This window comes from Erythrobacter sp. S57(2025) (genome assembly GCF_057365055.1).
The window spans coordinates 278,050-294,447 of record NZ_CP200299.1; the positions used below are offsets into that span (position 1 = coordinate 278,050).

At 56.7% G+C, this 16,398-nt stretch carries 8 protein-coding genes; 4 read left to right on the plus strand and 4 right to left on the minus strand.

Annotated features, from left to right (window positions below):
- Window positions 1-13 precede the first annotated feature (13 nt).
- Complete coding sequence (locus AC0V6N_RS01375; protein WP_486169802.1) at window positions 14-271, plus strand: hypothetical protein; 258 nt, start codon at window positions 14-16, stop codon at window positions 269-271.
- A 95-nt stretch (window positions 272-366) separates the two neighbouring features.
- Here the strand turns inward: AC0V6N_RS01375 and AC0V6N_RS01380 are convergent, their stop codons facing one another.
- Entirely contained in the window at window positions 367-2,649 is a 2,283-nt protein-coding gene (locus tag AC0V6N_RS01380) for a trypsin-like serine protease (RefSeq protein WP_486169803.1), read from the minus strand.
- Between the two features lie 169 nt (window positions 2,650-2,818).
- Between AC0V6N_RS01380 and AC0V6N_RS01385 the strand changes: the two genes are divergently transcribed.
- Window positions 2,819-4,771, plus strand: coding sequence for a hypothetical protein (locus AC0V6N_RS01385; RefSeq protein ID WP_486169804.1), 1,953 nt, complete (start codon window positions 2,819-2,821; stop codon window positions 4,769-4,771).
- A gap of 167 nt (window positions 4,772-4,938) precedes the next feature.
- Here AC0V6N_RS01385 and AC0V6N_RS01390 read toward each other — a convergent pair whose 3' ends face one another.
- Window positions 4,939-7,281, minus strand: coding sequence for a TonB-dependent receptor (locus AC0V6N_RS01390; protein ID WP_486172402.1), 2,343 nt, complete (start codon window positions 7,279-7,281; stop codon window positions 4,939-4,941).
- A 125-nt stretch (window positions 7,282-7,406) separates the two neighbouring features.
- Here AC0V6N_RS01390 and AC0V6N_RS01395 point away from each other — a divergent pair, with 125 nt between their 5' ends.
- Together AC0V6N_RS01395 and AC0V6N_RS01400 are read left to right on the plus strand one after the other, a co-directional pair.
- The gene (locus AC0V6N_RS01395; protein WP_486169805.1) at window positions 7,407-8,051 is read left to right on the plus strand and encodes a TetR/AcrR family transcriptional regulator; all 645 of its coding nucleotides are present in this window, start codon (window positions 7,407-7,409) and stop codon (window positions 8,049-8,051) included.
- A gap of 98 nt (window positions 8,052-8,149) precedes the next feature.
- On the plus strand, window positions 8,150-9,232 hold the full coding sequence (locus AC0V6N_RS01400; protein ID WP_486169806.1) for a CaiB/BaiF CoA transferase family protein: 1,083 nt from the start codon (window positions 8,150-8,152) through the stop codon (window positions 9,230-9,232).
- Between the two features lie 30 nt (window positions 9,233-9,262).
- Here the strand turns inward: AC0V6N_RS01400 and AC0V6N_RS01405 are convergent, their stop codons facing one another.
- Together AC0V6N_RS01405 and AC0V6N_RS01410 are read right to left on the minus strand one after the other, a co-directional pair.
- Window positions 9,263-12,334, minus strand: coding sequence for a hypothetical protein (locus AC0V6N_RS01405; RefSeq protein WP_486169807.1), 3,072 nt, complete (start codon window positions 12,332-12,334; stop codon window positions 9,263-9,265).
- A gap of 278 nt (window positions 12,335-12,612) precedes the next feature.
- Window positions 12,613-16,152, minus strand: a complete 3,540-nt coding sequence (locus tag AC0V6N_RS01410; RefSeq protein ID WP_486169808.1) for an autotransporter domain-containing protein — start codon at window positions 16,150-16,152, stop codon at window positions 12,613-12,615.
- Window positions 16,153-16,398: the final 246 nt, after the last annotated feature.

The following is a 16,398-nucleotide window of genomic DNA, read 5'->3' on the forward strand; positions in this document are numbered from 1 at the left end:
ACAGGGGGAAATTATGAAAAAGACTTTTGCAATCACTATGCTTGGATCGGCTCTGGCACTCAGCGCTTGCGCTGGCGAAGCCACTGACAGTGTCGAGGAAGGCACAGATGCGATGGCTGCTGAAGCGGACGCCATGACCGAAGAGGCAGACGCAATGGCAGCCGATGGCGCTGAAACCGCCGCTGCTGCTGCGGAAGGCGCTGCTGAAGGTGCTGCTGAAGAAGGCGGCGATGATGTTGACGGCACCGGCAACCCAATCGGCCCACAGTAAAGCACTGCGCTGACACGCAATTCGAATATGAAAAGGCCGGGTGCAGTATTATCTGCTTCGGCCTTTTTTGTTTGCCTAAACACCCGCCGCGAAGGCTACCGCGCAGACCGCATTATCCGGTCGATCCAATTGCGTGCGGCCGCTATACGCACATAACGGCTGGCTTCGCCCGTTTGGCCGCATGAACGCCCTGAACTGACAACGCCAATCACCCGAGGCCTGCGATCCGCATCGCTATAAGTGATAAGCGGGCCGCCGCTATCGCCTTTGCAAGCTTGCTCGTTATTGGGCCCTGCTGCGCAGAGCATCGAATTCCATTGTGAACGCGGAAATTGCGTGATCGCATTGCAGGCGATTTGCGATTCCAGCAGCAGCCTCGCCCCGCGCAGCTGGGCCGTGCTGGTGCTGTTATTCGCCTGTGTCCAGCCCCAGCCATAGACATAAACCGGTGCGCCGCGCCGGATCACGCGTTCGCTCATAGACTGGCGGTCGATTGCAATGCTTGTGATGGAGTTGGTGTAGTCACCCTTTCGCCCAGCATCTGCATCATAACGAACCAGCGCAATGTCGAAGGCGTAAGTGTCTGAATTGTATCTGGGATGCTTGTAAAGGCCTGTGATCGGATAGGTGACGCCTTCATTGGCCCGCGGATTGGAAACGCCAAGCCTGATTGTATAACCACGCCCCGCTATTGAACGGCCAGTATCATCCAGGCAGTGCGCGGCGGTCAAAATCCAGCCGCGCGCAATGAGCGAACCGCCGCACTTCACGCGGTATTCGGGCAGTAGGTTTTGTCCATTGAGCCGCGCCGGTCTCCAGATCAGTGCCTGCCACGGCGCGCCTCCGGGGCGGACCCGTTCGCCACCAATAACCCGATCCTTCGCGACGCAAACGATGTCGGTGTAAACCTCACCGCGAAATTCAATCTCGCTTTCAGCACACAAGCGGCGATCGGCCTCGCGCTCTTCTTCTGAGCGGCTGGCTTGAATAGCCTCGAGGGCATCGGGATTTTCTGGGTCAAGCGGCGGCGCGTATCGCACACTTGCCTCAGTCAATGGAGCGAGCGGGTCGTTTTCAAATTCCTTTTCAAGGTCTTCGCACGCGCTTCCCCAATTGGTATCACACAGCTCGACCAACAGACTGTAATGGCGTTCCATGTCTTGTGCGATTGCCCGCCCAGACTTCAATTCCTGGGCCAGTCGCCAACACGCCATAGAGACATCGGCTGCGCATCCGCGTTCTAGATAAGCTTGCGCTTGGCGTGCATCATCGCTGCTTACATAGTCATCCGCATCCAGTACCAAGGATGCAGCAGGCGCACACGCCTCGCTCACGCCCTCGTAACAGGCGAATTCGTACGACGCGCGTGCAAAGCTCCGGTCAAACAGAGGCGTGTCAAATTTTGCGTAAATCTCTGCAAGCCGATTGCAGGCAGAGGCGTTGCCGTTCTGGCACGCAGCGTATTCAATGGGCTCAGCGCGCAGATCCTTTGCCCGCTCACAAAGTCTATAAGGCTCTAGGTAACAGGCGCGGTCATACAGCTGCAGGGCGGCTGCATCATCGCGCTGCGGGCTGCTCGCCCAAAGCGCGTTGTCTCCAAGCTCTTGGCAGCTATAGGCATCATCATTGTCACATGCGATGCGCAGCAATTCTATCGGACTGACAGGGCCTTCAATTTCTGGATATTCGCGCAGATCAATCCGCAATTCGTCGCAAGCAGCCAAAACTCCGGCACGGCATGCACCCAGCCAAAGCTCTCGGAACTCCCCCATCCTGTGTCGATCCGGATCGGTGCTGCGGATATTCATGGCGAGGTCATGGCACGCCAATTGGCCGCCTTTTTCACAAGTCTCGGCCACTATGATTTGCGCACGAGCCGCGTTTATCTCCGTGCCATTACCGTCGCGATAGGCACGGGCAACCCCGGCACATCCATCGAGCGAACCGAGCGTACATGCACGCTCAAACGCTGCGAAACTGGCGCTTTTGGCATCGTCTTCGACAGCGAGCAGCGTTAGTCTTCCAAGGCGTGTACAGCTTTGCGCATCGCCCGCATTGCAGGCTTCGTCGTACAATATTCCGGCGATTGGGCGGTTTTGCGAAGTCCCGATTCCAAGCTCATATGCCTCGCCAAGCTCACCGCATGCAGACGCCGATCCCATGTCGCACGCGCTTTGACGCTCAGCGAAAATTCTCGCCTCATCCTCCAGCCGCGCTGGGGACTTTTCGAGCGGAGCCTTAATCGTGCCCCTGCGTTCGTATTGGCGTGCTTCACCCGGCTCTGCTTGAGTTGTTTGCGCAGCAATCGCGCTGGGCAGGCACATCGCGCCTATTGCCAAAAACAGCCCACAAAGTCGCTGAACCTTAAGCGTAATCATGCTGCACCCCCGCACATCGAAGATGCTGCGCGTTGCATTTCAGCCTGTCAAGCTGAGAGCCTTTTGCGAGGGGCTTGTACTGCGCAAGGCAAGCGGACTAAGGATTGTAAAAAGGGGCGCGCGCATAAACCAGCGGTTCGGCAGCGATACAGGGACACAAGGCAAGGCAATGATGGACCCAAGCTCGCTCATTTCGTGGCGGCCGCATCTGGCTATCGCCGTCACCGGCCATCGACCTGACAACGCATCATTTGCAGCCAACGAAGCCGAAGTCAGCGCAGTGCTCAGCGATTTGTTTGAGCGCATTGATGTGATCAGAAAAGAGCACGCGGCGACCCTTGCCGATGTCCGGCTGCACTGTTTGCTGGCGCGAGGAATTGATCAATTGTCGGCCAACCTGGCTCTTGATCGCGGGTGGTCGCTGGTTGCACCGCTGCCGTTTGGAACCGACCTCAACCTCGCCATCAATGCAGGAGCGACGACGAGCGCAGACGTCGCAGCATTGGCCGATGGCAAAGCTGCCAGCGATCCTGATGTTGAGCGCCATGCTGCTGCGATTAGAGAATTGGCACAGCGCGCGCATGTGTTTCAAATCGCGGATCGCGACACCGAAATCCGGCAATTGTTCGAAACGACCCTTGCTGAGCCTCAAAATGTAAATGCGGTGCATCGTTTTGCCGCCCTATGCTCTGACAATGTCGCGCTCGCTGGCCGGGTGATGATTGAGCGGTGCGATTTTCTGATTGCGGTGTGGGATGGCAAGATGACCGATTTGCCCGGTGGCACTGGGCACACCGTTCTCAAAGCGCTCGAGCAGGGGACCGCCGTGTTGGTGATTGATCCGGTGGCTCCAAAGAACTGGTCCATTCTTACTCGGCCAGAGGAGTTGGGCCATCGAACCGAGAAAGCATCCAAGCCGGATGAAGCCCGTCTGCGATCGCTCATCACGACTGTTGCGGGAACCGACGAAAGCGGTGCTGAAGACTTAGATCGCGAAAAATGGCGCCGCAAAAGCACGTTTGGGTTCGGCATATATCGCAAGATTGAGGCTCTGTTTGGAGGGCGCTCGATCAAATCCGGCACGACCAAAGCGATCTACGAAGCGCCAGATGCCATCGCACAGGGAAGCGCGGAGCCGATCTTAAAGGCCAGCGAAACGATCCTAGCGCAGGACCAGCAACTTCATTCGAAATTGCGTGACGAGCTCATACCGCTATTCGCATGGGCCGATGGTGTCTCTTCGCGACTTTCCGACGCCTATCGCAGCGGCATGTCGATCAATTTTATCCTGTCGGCAATCGCGATCATTGCTGGAATTGCCTATCTGCCGCTCGGCCTTGCCGCGCATAAATGGATATTTGCCTCGGTCGAATTGCTGTTGTTGGTTCTCATCCTCGCGATCACTTTTGCAGGATATCGCAGGGGCTGGCATCGTCGCTGGTTTGAGACGCGGCGAGTGGCGGAATATCTGCGCTTTGCGCCGGCAGTTTTGTTGATGGGGGTTGCGCGCCCACTGGGCCGTTGGCCTCGCAGCGGTGGGCGCGACTGGCCCGAGCGATTTGGGCGTGATGCCTTGCGCGATGCGGGTCTGCCCCAAGTCAAAGTTGATCGCAATTACATGCGTGATGTGTTGGAGCGCGTGGTATTGCCGCATGTCCAAAATCAGCGCGCATATCATCAGGCGAAATCTGAGCAGTTGCACCGCGTACACCACCGAATAGACAGAGCGGCGGACTGGAGCTTTCTTGCAGCCGTAGTCTCCGTTTCGATCTACCTGATGCTTGAAATTGGCGCTGCTCTTGGCCTGTCTCCAGCGGGCTGGCCGTATGCGAGTGCGAAGGCGTTCACCTTTTTGGGCGTCGCCTTGCCGACCATAGGTGCGAACCTTGCGGGTCTGAGATATTTTGGCGATTTTGAGCGCTTTGGGTCGATTTCGCGGGTTACAGCCACCAAGCTTGAAGAGGTCGAGGAGCGTATCAATTTGCTGCTAGGCGGGCATGAGGCGCGATTGACCTATCATGTTGCCTCAGACCTTGTACGCACAGTGGAAGAGATCATCGTTGATGAGATAGAAAGCTGGCAGGCCGTCTATGGTGCGAAGAGCCTTGCCCTTCCTGCCTAAGCCGCGTCGCTCTTTTCAGGTTGGCCACCCTCTCCAAATCCCGAAGCGGTAAGCCGTTGTTGAAGCGCTTCCAACCCAAGGCTGGAGACCGCATCTGCGCCGCAACCCGACCGGAGAACCTGGGACAATCGCATCACCAATTCATTTTTCATAGGCTACCATGCGGCCTAGAAATTGAGTTCAGCTGACACATAGAAGCGTTGCGGGTCGCCATAAAAGCCTGTCAGCGTTCCCTCGAGGCCCAGGGTCGGGGTAAAGGGTGCCCCACCAACACCGCCTGCAACGAAGTTATAGCCTGCGACGATATACTCCTTGTCGAGCAGGTTCTTTGCATGGGCGCCGATTGAAAAGCGGCCTTCGTCATCGCTGTAAACAATGCTCGCATCGACCAGCACAAAGCCATCTTGATCAAGGAAGGGGTTGGGCGTTTCGAACTGGCTCGCATCTGACCTCAGCGAGGCGACGCCTAGGAAATCGAGCATGCCATCAGCCACTGGCAATCCAAGGTTGAAGCCCATATGCGCGGTGATGTCCGGCGTGTTCTGGAAAACGCGTTGGTCAGCGACATCGACGCCAAACGCATCAATGAATGTATCAAAGCTCGCATCGAGATAGCCCAGCGACCAGTTGACGCTGAAGCGGCTGCCATCACCTGCAAAGTCCTCGCCCACCAAGGCGGAGCCTTCGAATTCGAACCCGTTCACATCCGCGCTTGCCGCGTTGGAGGTGATGCCGATGAAGCTATCATTGACCCCATCACCGGTTGTGTCGAGCCCGACTGAGCCTGGAATTTGGACATCATCATATTGTCCGAAGAACACCGCCAGCGACACATTGAGGCGATTGTCCAGCAGCGATGCTTTCCAACCCAGTTCGTAACTGTCGACCGTTTCAGGTGCGAAGCGAAGAAATTCGAATTGATCGTCAAAGTCGATATCGCCGTCGCCGTCCAAGTCCGGCGCTGCGCTGGTTTGTCCGCGAGGGTCAAAGCCGCCGCCTTTGAACCCTTGTGAATAGGTGAAGTAGAGATTGTGGTTGGTATCGGGCCGCCAGCTAATTGAGGCGCGCGGGTTGAAATCTTCGAAGGTTTCGCTGCCACTAAAATCGCTCGTGACAGCGATAGGGATAGCGGCGCTGTTCGGCACAAACAGGTCCGAAAATCCGCCAATGAAGGTGGTGCGCAAAACGCGGCTTGAGCGCTTATCATTGGTGTACCTGCCACCAAGCGAAACGCTTAACGTATCGGTCAGCTCGTAGGTGAAGTCGCCAAAGACACTGTATGTTTCTGTGTCCACATCGCCCAAAGTCTGCGCGTTGAGCCCCGGCAGACTGATAAGGTCGCCCGTGTTGAACAGCGCCACATCAAACGCGGTAAATGCGTTGGCGTTGAGGTAGTAAAACCCAACCACACCCGACAATCGATCCCCCTCATACAGCAACTGAAGTTCCTGACTGAATTGATCGTTTTCATAGATTGCGGGCACATCAAGGTCAGCGGCTGGCAGGCTGTCAAAATCAATCGGAGTGGTTGATTTGTCTTCGCGGTATCCTGTGATGGATTTGAGCGTCAGCGTATCGCTCAGCTCAACCGCGATGTTGAGCGCGCCGCCATAGGCTTCGACCTCTTGGTCAACCACATTCAACCCTGCGCGCGTGTCAAACACGTCGTCTAGCACCGGAGCCCCTGTGAATAGTCCGGGTATCAGTCGCGTGCCTTGCCGCGCCTCGCTATTGTCTTTCACGTAATCGCCAGAAAGCCGGGCGAATACAGGGCCATTGTCAAACTCAATCGTGCCGCGTGCTGCCCAGACATCCTTGTTGTAATTCTCGGTGCCCAGATTGAGATTGTCGCCAAAGCCGCCGCGTGAAAGCCGCGCGCCGCTTGCGCCGATCGTGAGTGTCTCGGTTAGTGGGGTAGATCCGGTGATGATCAGATCAGCTTGGTCATAGCTGCCAAGCGTCCCGCGCACGCTGAGGCTGGGATCATCGGGCAATTCGGCCGTCACATATTTGATCGCGCCGCCGATCGTGTTTCGGCCATAAAGCGTTCCTTGTGGCCCGCGCAGCACCTCAATCCGTTCAACATCATAGACATCGAGCACCGCGGCCTGAGGGCGGTTGAGATAGACGTCATCAACATACACGCCCACGCCCGCTTCAAATCCAGCGACGGGGTCTTGTTGCCCGACGCCGCGAATGAAGGCGGTGAGGGTCGTGTTGGTCCCACGGCTTACCTCTAGCGTGATGTTGGGCACCGTTTGCGCCACCTGTGTCAGTTCAAGCACGCCTTGCTGCTCAAGCGCTTCGCCAGTGATTGCGGTGACAGAGATCGGCACGTCCAACAGCCGCTCTTCGCGGCGCCGCGCGGTGACGATGATACCATTGCCTTGCGTTTCTTCAGCAGAGGTGTCGCCATCACTTTGCGCGTCTTGGGCGGCAGCGGGTGAGGCGATGGTCGCAAGTGCGGCGCATCCGGAAAGCAGAACCGCACGCGCGCGGATGGCATTCATGGTCATTTGTATTCCTCCCAATCTCTTCTCAGTCGCTGCAATATTGAAAGTTGAACCAACTTTCAAGTTTGACTTGTTAATGCTATCCGATGTGCTTACCCCGCATGGCGGACAAGGGAGAGGTTATGGACGCGTCGGGCAGCAATTTGGGAAGGGGGGAAGTGCAGACGGTGCCCGAAACGAAAACCCCGCGCACAGAACGCGGCCGCAAGACTTTGCGCAAGCTGCTTGATGCGTCAGCCACCGAGTTTGGCGAAAAGGGATTTCACGAAGCATCGGTGAGCTCCATCACGCGCAGGGCAGGCGTGGCTCTTGGCACTTTTTACACCTATTTCGACAGCAAAGACGCTCTGTTCAGAGCGCTCGTCAACGATATGAGCGAAAGCGTAAAATCCAGCGCGCGCTCCGCCCTTAGCCAAGATATGGCTGCGCTCGAAGTTGAACGCGCAGCTTTGCAAGCCTTTCTCGAATTCGCTCGTGAACACAAAGAGATATACCGCATCATTGATGAGGCAGAATTCGTCGATCCCGCCAGCTATCAGGCCCACTATGAAGGGATCGCAGAACGAATTGCACTGCGGTTAGAGGCGGGCAGCAAGTCAGGTGAGTATCGTACCGGCCTAGGCGAAGCAGAGGCATGGGCTTTGATGGGCATGAATGTCTTTGTGGGTCTGCGTTATGCCGTTTGGGGTGACGGCAAAAACGATATGAGCGAGCTTTCCGCCCGGGTAAATCGGCTGCTTGCTGACGGCATCGCCAAGAAAGACTGACAAGAGCCGCACATCGCACTCCCCAGCGCTTGCGTGCATCCCTGAATTGAGCGATGCGATTGCGTGATCACATTGGTCAATTCGCGAAGGGTCTGAGAATGGGTAAGCTTTCTGGTCTCACCGTGCTGGATCTCACACAGTTTCTGCCCGGCCCCATGATGACCGTCATGATGGCTGATCAGGGCGCGCGGGTTATCAAGATTGAACCTGAGGCAGGCGATCCAGCCCGCGAGATGGAGCCCATGCAAGCGGGCCATTCGGTCTGGTTCGCCAATCTCAATCGCGGCAAGGAAAGCGTGGTCCTGAACCTCAAAAGTGAGGGGGGCAAATCCGCTCTGGTCGATCTGTGCCGACAGGCAGACGTATTTGTCGAAGGGTTCAGACCCGGCGTTATGGAGCGGCTCGGCTTTGAGTATAAAGCGGTAAAGCAGATCAAGCCGGACATCGTCTATTGCTCGATTTCAGCGTTCGGGCAGGAGGGCGCGCTCGCGCATCACCCCGCGCATGATATGGCAGTGCAGGCTCTTGCAGGCTTTCTATCGGTCAATGACGGGCCTGATGGCACTCCGGTCGTCCCCGGTGTTGCGAGTGCGGATATGGCAGCGGGACTTACTGCCTTGTCCGCGACATTGATGGCGCTTTTGGGCCGCGATCGAACGGGCGAGGGCGCTTACATCGATTGCGCCATGTTCGACAGCCTGATGCCGTGGTGCGCGCATACCGCAGGCAGCGCGATAGCTGGCGGGGAGAGCCCTGTATCCGCGCGCCAGCGTTCCTTGGGCGGAGCAGGCTTTTATCAGGTCTATCAGACGTCTGACGACAAACATGTTGTGCTCGGCGGGCGAGAGATGAAATTTGCGCGCAACCTTTTGAGCGCATTGGGTAGGGAGGATTTGGTCTCCCACGCAGAGCGTGAGGCGGGTGAGCAGGGTGAGCTGATCGCGTTCCTGCGCGAGACCTTCGCGACCCGCACCAGAGACGAGTGGACGCGGTGGTTCGCGGACAAGGATGTCGCTTTCTCACCGGTCCTCGACTTTCGCGAAGCTCTAGATCAGCCACACATTGCCGAACGAGGTCTATTGGTGGAAAGTGAAGAGGGCGCGCGACATATTGCCCCTGCCATCCGGTTTAAAGGAGATGCATGGCAGCCGGGCGCGGTTCCTGATTTAGGCAAGACTTAGACAGCCGCTATCCAAACGGCGCGCGCGCGCTTAGACGACGAACACGTCCAGTCCTGTGTCGAAATGTTGCCATGGCAGGCCGTGGAGGGCTTCTGCATTCGCTTCTTGGTGCATGGCCCCTTCGGGGGCGGCCACAAGCGCGGTTGGCGATGGCGGGGCTGGTGCTGGCTTGTCGACAGGTTCCTCGATTGAGACCCAGGTTTCGGTGATGATGTCGCCTGTATCCTGTGCGCTTGCATTGGCGCTTTGCGCACCGCTTGGGAACCAGTCGCCAAAGGTTGTCTCATCATAGCCGTTTTCGGTCAGATACTGGCGAACCTCCGCCTCTGACTGGTAGTTGGCATAGCGGATATTGCCATCTTCATGCATCAGCGCGCGCAAGTAAGCGGTGCCATCGGTCAGCGCGAAATACACCTCCCAGATGCCGTCGCTGTTATAGTCGTCTGAGCCGAGAACGCGGTTGATGTTTTCAATCTCAAGATCGTTTTGGAAGCGGCGCTGGCTGTCCTGATCAGAGCCTGCCACCACATCGCCTGAGAGCACCAGCGGATCGACATAGATACCCGCCACACGCGTTTCACCCGCCCAGCCGTGATCTTCGAAATAAACGAGGCCATCAGGCGCCGTCCCAACGGTCGCAAAACGCCCAATCGCATCGTTCACGAGGATCTGATCAACATCACCATCCCCGTTCACATCCGCCGAGCCAATCCGTAGCCAAGCCCCATCACCGCCCAAATCATTGCCATCAAAATCGCGGATGTCTTCCATCGCGATCTGATAAACGGTCGGGTCAGCGGTCTCGAAGTTCACAGACACGCCATTGCCAGGCAGCAGGCGCAGCATCTGATCGTCGAATTGCAGGAACTCGATCCCGGTCAGCATATCAGTGCCATCCGCACCCGATACTTCAAACTCGCCGGAGCGAATTTGCGTCACTGTGTAATCGGCAAGATTGCCATTCACCACAGCAGTATCGACATTCGATCCGCCCTCGATCTGATCATTGCCCAGGCCGCCAACGATCAAGTCAACGCCGTCTCCGGCGGAGAGAAAGTCGCCATCATTGCCGCCAAACAGTTCATCATCGCCGCCTCCGCCAAGCAGGGAGTTGAACTGGCTGCCGCCAATAATAACGTCATTGCCATTATTGCCGACCACTTGGACAACGGAGTTTGTCTCGCCTGACAGATCGACCCGGTTTCCTTCTGCGCTCAGCCGGATTTCGCCGGGCGCTTCGGTAAAGGCCACTGCGCCGCCATCAGCGATCTCCAGAGTGTTTGTTTGCAGCACGTCAAAGCTGGTGAGCTGCGCAATTGTCATGCGCACGCCGCCATTGCCAGCTATTTCAAGCTCCTCAATGTCGCCGGGAAAATTGACCTGAGTAAAATCGAGGATGTCGAAATTCTGACCTGTTTGAATGATCAGTCTGTCCTGGCCTTCGCCACCGGACAGCGACGCCACATCATCAAAGAAATCGAGCGAGATGACGTCATTGCCCGCGCCCGCGCTGATCTGATGCGCACCTCTGCCAAAGACATCGATCGTATCATCGCCGCCGCCTGCGTTGATGATATTGTCGCCGTCACCAAACAGGATGAAGCGGTCTGCGAATTCGCTGCCGGTAAAATCGTTATTGCCGCCATCAGAAAAAAAGCTGGTGCGGTGAGCGCCAGCAACCACGGTGTCGTTGCCCAGATTGGTGTCGATGTTGACGAAGATTTCTGAGTTGAACGGATCGGGCTCTACAAAGGCCGCATCAGGGCCGATGATCATGTCATCGCCATCGCCGCTGACAATGCTAACGATAAAGATGTCCTCGCCAGAGAAATCCGCGACGACGCCGCCATTGCCGAGGCTTAGTTGATTGACCTCAAAATGGCCGGTTGGATTAAATGCCCCGTTGCCATTGATGCGAACTTGATCAGACACGATGCGTCCGAAACTTTCGAAGTCGGCTGCGGTCCCTTCAAGCAACCAATTGCCCGAATATTCCAGCCCTTCGATGTTCTGGATGGGCAGGTCTGTGGCGATATTGACTGAGGTGATATCATTACCTTGGCTGTTGCCATCGACGATGATGACATCGAACCCTTCGCCGCCATCAATCAGAGTGTCGCTGCGCGGATCCTCGCTGAGGTCGCCAAGCGTATCAAGGTCGAACAGGAAGGTGTCATTGCCGCCTTCGCCCCGCAACGTGTCACTGCCAGCGCCGCCGATGATCGTATCATCGCCGCCGCCTGCATTGATCGTGTCATTCCCGTCAAAGCCAGAAATCGTCTCCCCCAAATCGGTGCCATCAATGACGTTGTCGTCAGAATTGCCATCAATCGGAGGGCCGTTTGTGTCTTCGCCGCTCGGATCATAACCGCCGAAATTGTGAGCGGTGAATTCGGACACTGCAATGTTGGGGAAGAACAAGGAATAGGTGATATTCGCATCGGCAAATGGGCTGATGCGGATGACCGATCCTGCTCCGTCAGCCTCTAACATGAAGTGCCCGGTGCCAAAGATATTGGCGAAGCCATCATAGTTGAACAAGTCGACGATAATGCCGGAGAAATCGAGCACTTCACCCGCATCGCCTGCGACAAAATCAGTGAAGGTAATGTCGCCTGGATCAATGTCGGAAAGTGCGAAAAACTCGACTGTATCGGTGCCAGTGCCAAGGGTGACTTCAATGCCCGACCCTTGCATCGCGATCGTTACGCGGTCGGCGCCAGCGCCCATATTGATGGTGCCGCCAGCATTCTCGCCAAAATAGCGCAGCGTGTCATTGCCATCACCTGCATCGACACTGGAATTGCCGATGCCGGGATTGTCGATATCTTCGAAATTCTCAACGATGATGTCGTCATTGCCGGTGCCGCCGATCAGCATGTCTTCGCCCGAGAATGAACGCAGCCGATCATCGCCCGCGCCGCCGTCAATCACGTCATTGCCAGCACCACCATCGATGCCATCGTTGCCTTCGCCGCCTTCGATTGTGTCATTGCCAGCAAGACCATTGATCGTGTCATCGCCGCCAAGACCGCGGATGACATCATCCCCCGAAGTGCCTTCGATAGTTTCGCCGTTTTCGGTGCCGTCAATATCAGCCATGTCTGCCCCTAAAGATACCTGTTTGCTATGCAGGCCCTCGCAGTAGGCTGCAATAAAGCGAGAATTTGTGTGAGGTGCGCCCCCTCCCAATTGAAACGCAATCTAGATCAAGGTCGATGCGATTTTCAAGAGGCTGAATTCTGGCGGGAAATAAGACGACAAGTCATCTGTTGCCGAATGAAAATACCAAACAGAAAAGGCCGGCCGGTGACCATCGCACCGACCGACCTTCCTTGGCCTAGGCAGCCCAAGTTGGAGCCACTTAGAAAGCCTTCACATTAGAAAGCAAAGCGCAGGGCAATGCCGCCTGAATGCGATTGATAGTCGGAGGCGAAACGTCCACGGTATTCAGCCCCGATGGAGAAGCCGCTTTCCTGAACCAGATTGACACCGGCTGCCACGTCGAAGCGCGAAGCGGAAGCCTCGTCAGCAACGATTGTGAACGTGTCCAATCCACCATTGAAAGAGCCTGCAACCGGCAGTGCACCGCTGCTGAAGTCATAGGCATAATCAACGCTGATAAAGGGGAGGATGCCGGTCTCACCATTGGCCTGTGCGCGAAGACCAATGCGGCCTTCGAAGAACTCAGCGCCATCGCGGTCAAGCGTCAGGCCAAGCCCACCGGTTTCGGTAACAGTGTTCCGCGAAAGCTCAGCATAGCGCAGACCTGCACTCGGCGTCAGTGTGAAGCCACCTGCGTCGATGTCATAGCCAGCATTTAGGCTTGCATAGACACCGTCAACATCGCTCTCACTCGCAGCCGGATTGCCGAGCAGACCCAAAACGTCGCGGCGGCTGTCAACAGAGCTGACGGAATAGCCAAGCTCACCACTGAGATAGACCGAGCCCAAGTCAAACCCAGCATAGGCACCGATTTGGATAGCGTCGATTTCATCGGTTGCATCCGCGGCACCGCCCGCTTCAATCTCGATATCCGAGTAGTTGAATAGGACACCGACCAGAGCGTTTTCACCGAGCTGAGCGTCGAGACCCAGTGTGAATTCTGCGCTCTGCGCGCTGTAGCCCAGTGAGCTTGTGCTGGTCGCATCAGCATCAGCGTCGCGGAACGATGAAGCGCCCCACAGGCCGATATTGTTAGACCGCACACGGTTCTGGATGTGAGAGCTTGCAGCGCGCTGGCTTTCAAAGATCTCACGCTCCACACCGTCATTGATCGCTGGGAGCAAGCTCAAAGCCGCCGCCTCAAACTCAGCCGGTGAGCCAAGCGCGTTGAGGTTAGCAAAGATAAAGCTGTCCAGGCGATCATCGGCAACAGCCGAGGTGAGCGCTGAACCAAAACTGCTGATATTCGCATCATCAGAAACCTGCGCGAGATCAGCGGCCACAACAGTCACATCAACCGAGCCAAAATCGACCACGAAATCGAGCAGGAGATCATCCTCGATCACGTTCACTGTCGCGCCTTCATTGGTAAAGGTGCCTGTTTCGCTGAGCACATTGAAAGTCGTGCCAAGGTCCGCGTCGGTGATCTGCGTGGTCGCGATGTTCAGCACACTGCTTGCACCCAGCACGGTGTCGCCCTCGACCGCCAGAGTATCAACGCCAAGGTCGAAGTTAAGCGTGCCATTATGTGTCAGGCTCCCGTTCAACGTGCGAACGCCCGAGATCGTAGTGGTGCTATCTGCTGAAGTTGTCACCGCAACATTGTTCAGGATGTTGCCCTGAAGTGAGTTGCCTGTGCCGGTGAAGGTCAGCGTGTCTTCGGAAGCCGTCGTGCCTAAGAAGTTGCCGACCAAAGTACCGCCATCATTGGTGAAGTTCACCGCTGACAATGCGTTGCCTGCAAAGAAGGCATTCACCCCTCCGGATAAAGTCCCGGAGTTGGTGAAGGTTGCGCCAGTGTGGTCGCCAGCTCCAAGGTAGATACCGTGATTGCCGCCAGAGATTGTGCCGGAGTTGGTAAGCTCACCTTGGAAATCGACACCGTTCACGACGCGAAGACCGGCAGTGGTCATTTGCGTGCTTTCGGAGTTGATCAGACCAGAGTTGGTGATCACGCCGTCGAACACGCCTGAATTGCCAACATTGCCGATACGCACACCGTCGCCTGCCTGATTGTCCATCGCAGCAGCCTGACCGCGGCCCTGGATGGTGCCGGTATTGGCCAAAGTGAAGGTGTTGGCCATATCGACGGCCCCGCCAATCTCTGCCCCAAAGCCGGAGCCTTGATTGCCCGCACCAGCGTCAACCGTGCCAGCATTAGTGAAGGTAAAGCCGTCAGCGGTGCCGTCTGCATAGACAGTGCCATTGCGCTGGTTGCCAGTGCCGATGATCTGACCACCTGCAAGGTTGTTCACGGTCAAGCCAATGCCATCAATGTTCAGCGCACGGCTGTCAGATGAGATCACGCCAGCATTGTTGACGATGGCTTGGGTAAAGTCACCGCCACCAGCAGGCGTTGGGTTGCCGAAATACAGGCCGTTTTGAACCCCAGAGATCGTGCCAGAGTTGTCGAGCACACCTTGGAAGCTCACACCGTTCACAAAGCGGATACCAGCAGCAGTGCCATTGGCCGCTTCGCTGTCGATCACGCCGCTATTGGTGATGTTTCCGACGAACAAGCCGTCTGACGTGCCATCGAGCACACCTGCATTACGGGTCCGCTCAAAACGCAGGCCATCGCCAGCCGTTGGCGCACCCGCAGAGGCATTTCCGCGCCCTTGGATCGTACCAGCATTGGTGATGTTGAAGCTGTTGCCCCCATCAGCTGCGCCGGAAAGCTCAACCGAGAAGCCTGCGCCCTCATTGCCCATGCCAGCGTCGATTACGCCGCCCTCGAGGTTGTTTAGTTCGAAGTCTTGGGCGGTGCTGTCTGCATAGACGGTGCCGTTGCGCTGATTGCCAGTGCCGATGATGGAGCCAGAGTTGTTGATGGTGAGGCCGTTGCCATCAATGTTGAGCGCGCGGCTGTCTGATGAGATCGTGCCGAGATTGTTGACGATGCCGCCTGTATGGTCGGCGTCATTGCCGAAATAGAGGCCATTTTGCGCACCGGAGATGACGCCTGTGGCTTCGTTGGTCAGCGTGCCTTGGAAACCGATGCGGTTGGCAAAGCGGATGCCAGCAACGGTGCCTCGGGTACTCTCTGAGTTGATCAGGCCGGAATTGGTGATGTCGCCTTCATAAATATATTCTGGCGCAAGACCGGGGCCGAAGAAGCGAATTCCATCGCCCGCAGTGCCGCCCATTGGCGATGCCTGGCCGCGGCCTTGAATCGTACCGGCATTGGTGATGGAGCCACCGCGAGGCGCTCCGCCACCGCCAACTTCGACAGCGATGCCAGCGCCTTCAACGCCTGCGTCGATCGAGCCGGTGGCTGAGTTGTTGATTGTGATATTGTTCGATGTGCGGTTGCCATAGACGGCGCCATTGCGCTGGCTGGCTGTGCCAAGGATGACGCCGTCATTGTTGAGCGTTGCATCCGTGCCGTCAAAGCTCACAACGCGTGACGCACCTTCAAGACGGCCCGTCGCCGCATTATTGATGGTCGCGCCGCTCGTGCCTTGATTGACTTGGATGGTCTGTGTGACGCCAGTGGTTGCGAGTGTGCCTGCATTGTCTACGGTCACATCATTGTTTGCGACCACGACGACAGGAGCGCCATCAACGGTGCTGGCCACGCCTGCGGCGGCGGAAATGGTCTCACCATCCGCAGCCGAAGTGACTGTCATATTGTCGCCGTCATTGATCACTTGCTGAGCATGCGCTGCGCCGGTGGCGAATAGAGCGAGGGTTGAAGAGGTAAGAAGCAAGCGTCCGGCATTCAGAGCCTGCTTATGAGTAATAGGGGTTTTCATTGTGCTGCCTTTTCCATTGATAGAACGGTTGGAAGGCAGGCCAGGGGGGGTCGGGGGAGCCTGCCTTCCATGGCAAGCAGATATGAGCTGTTTTTGACCCTGTATAATACAAGCTCTCAATGGGTCCGATAGGCAAAAGCTATGGCATAAAATACTGATAATGTTGGCAATTTATGCATAATCTAGAATCACCAATAGCCCGCAAATGCAGGCTGGAAAGCTATCCGTTTTGTGTGGGCGGGAGCG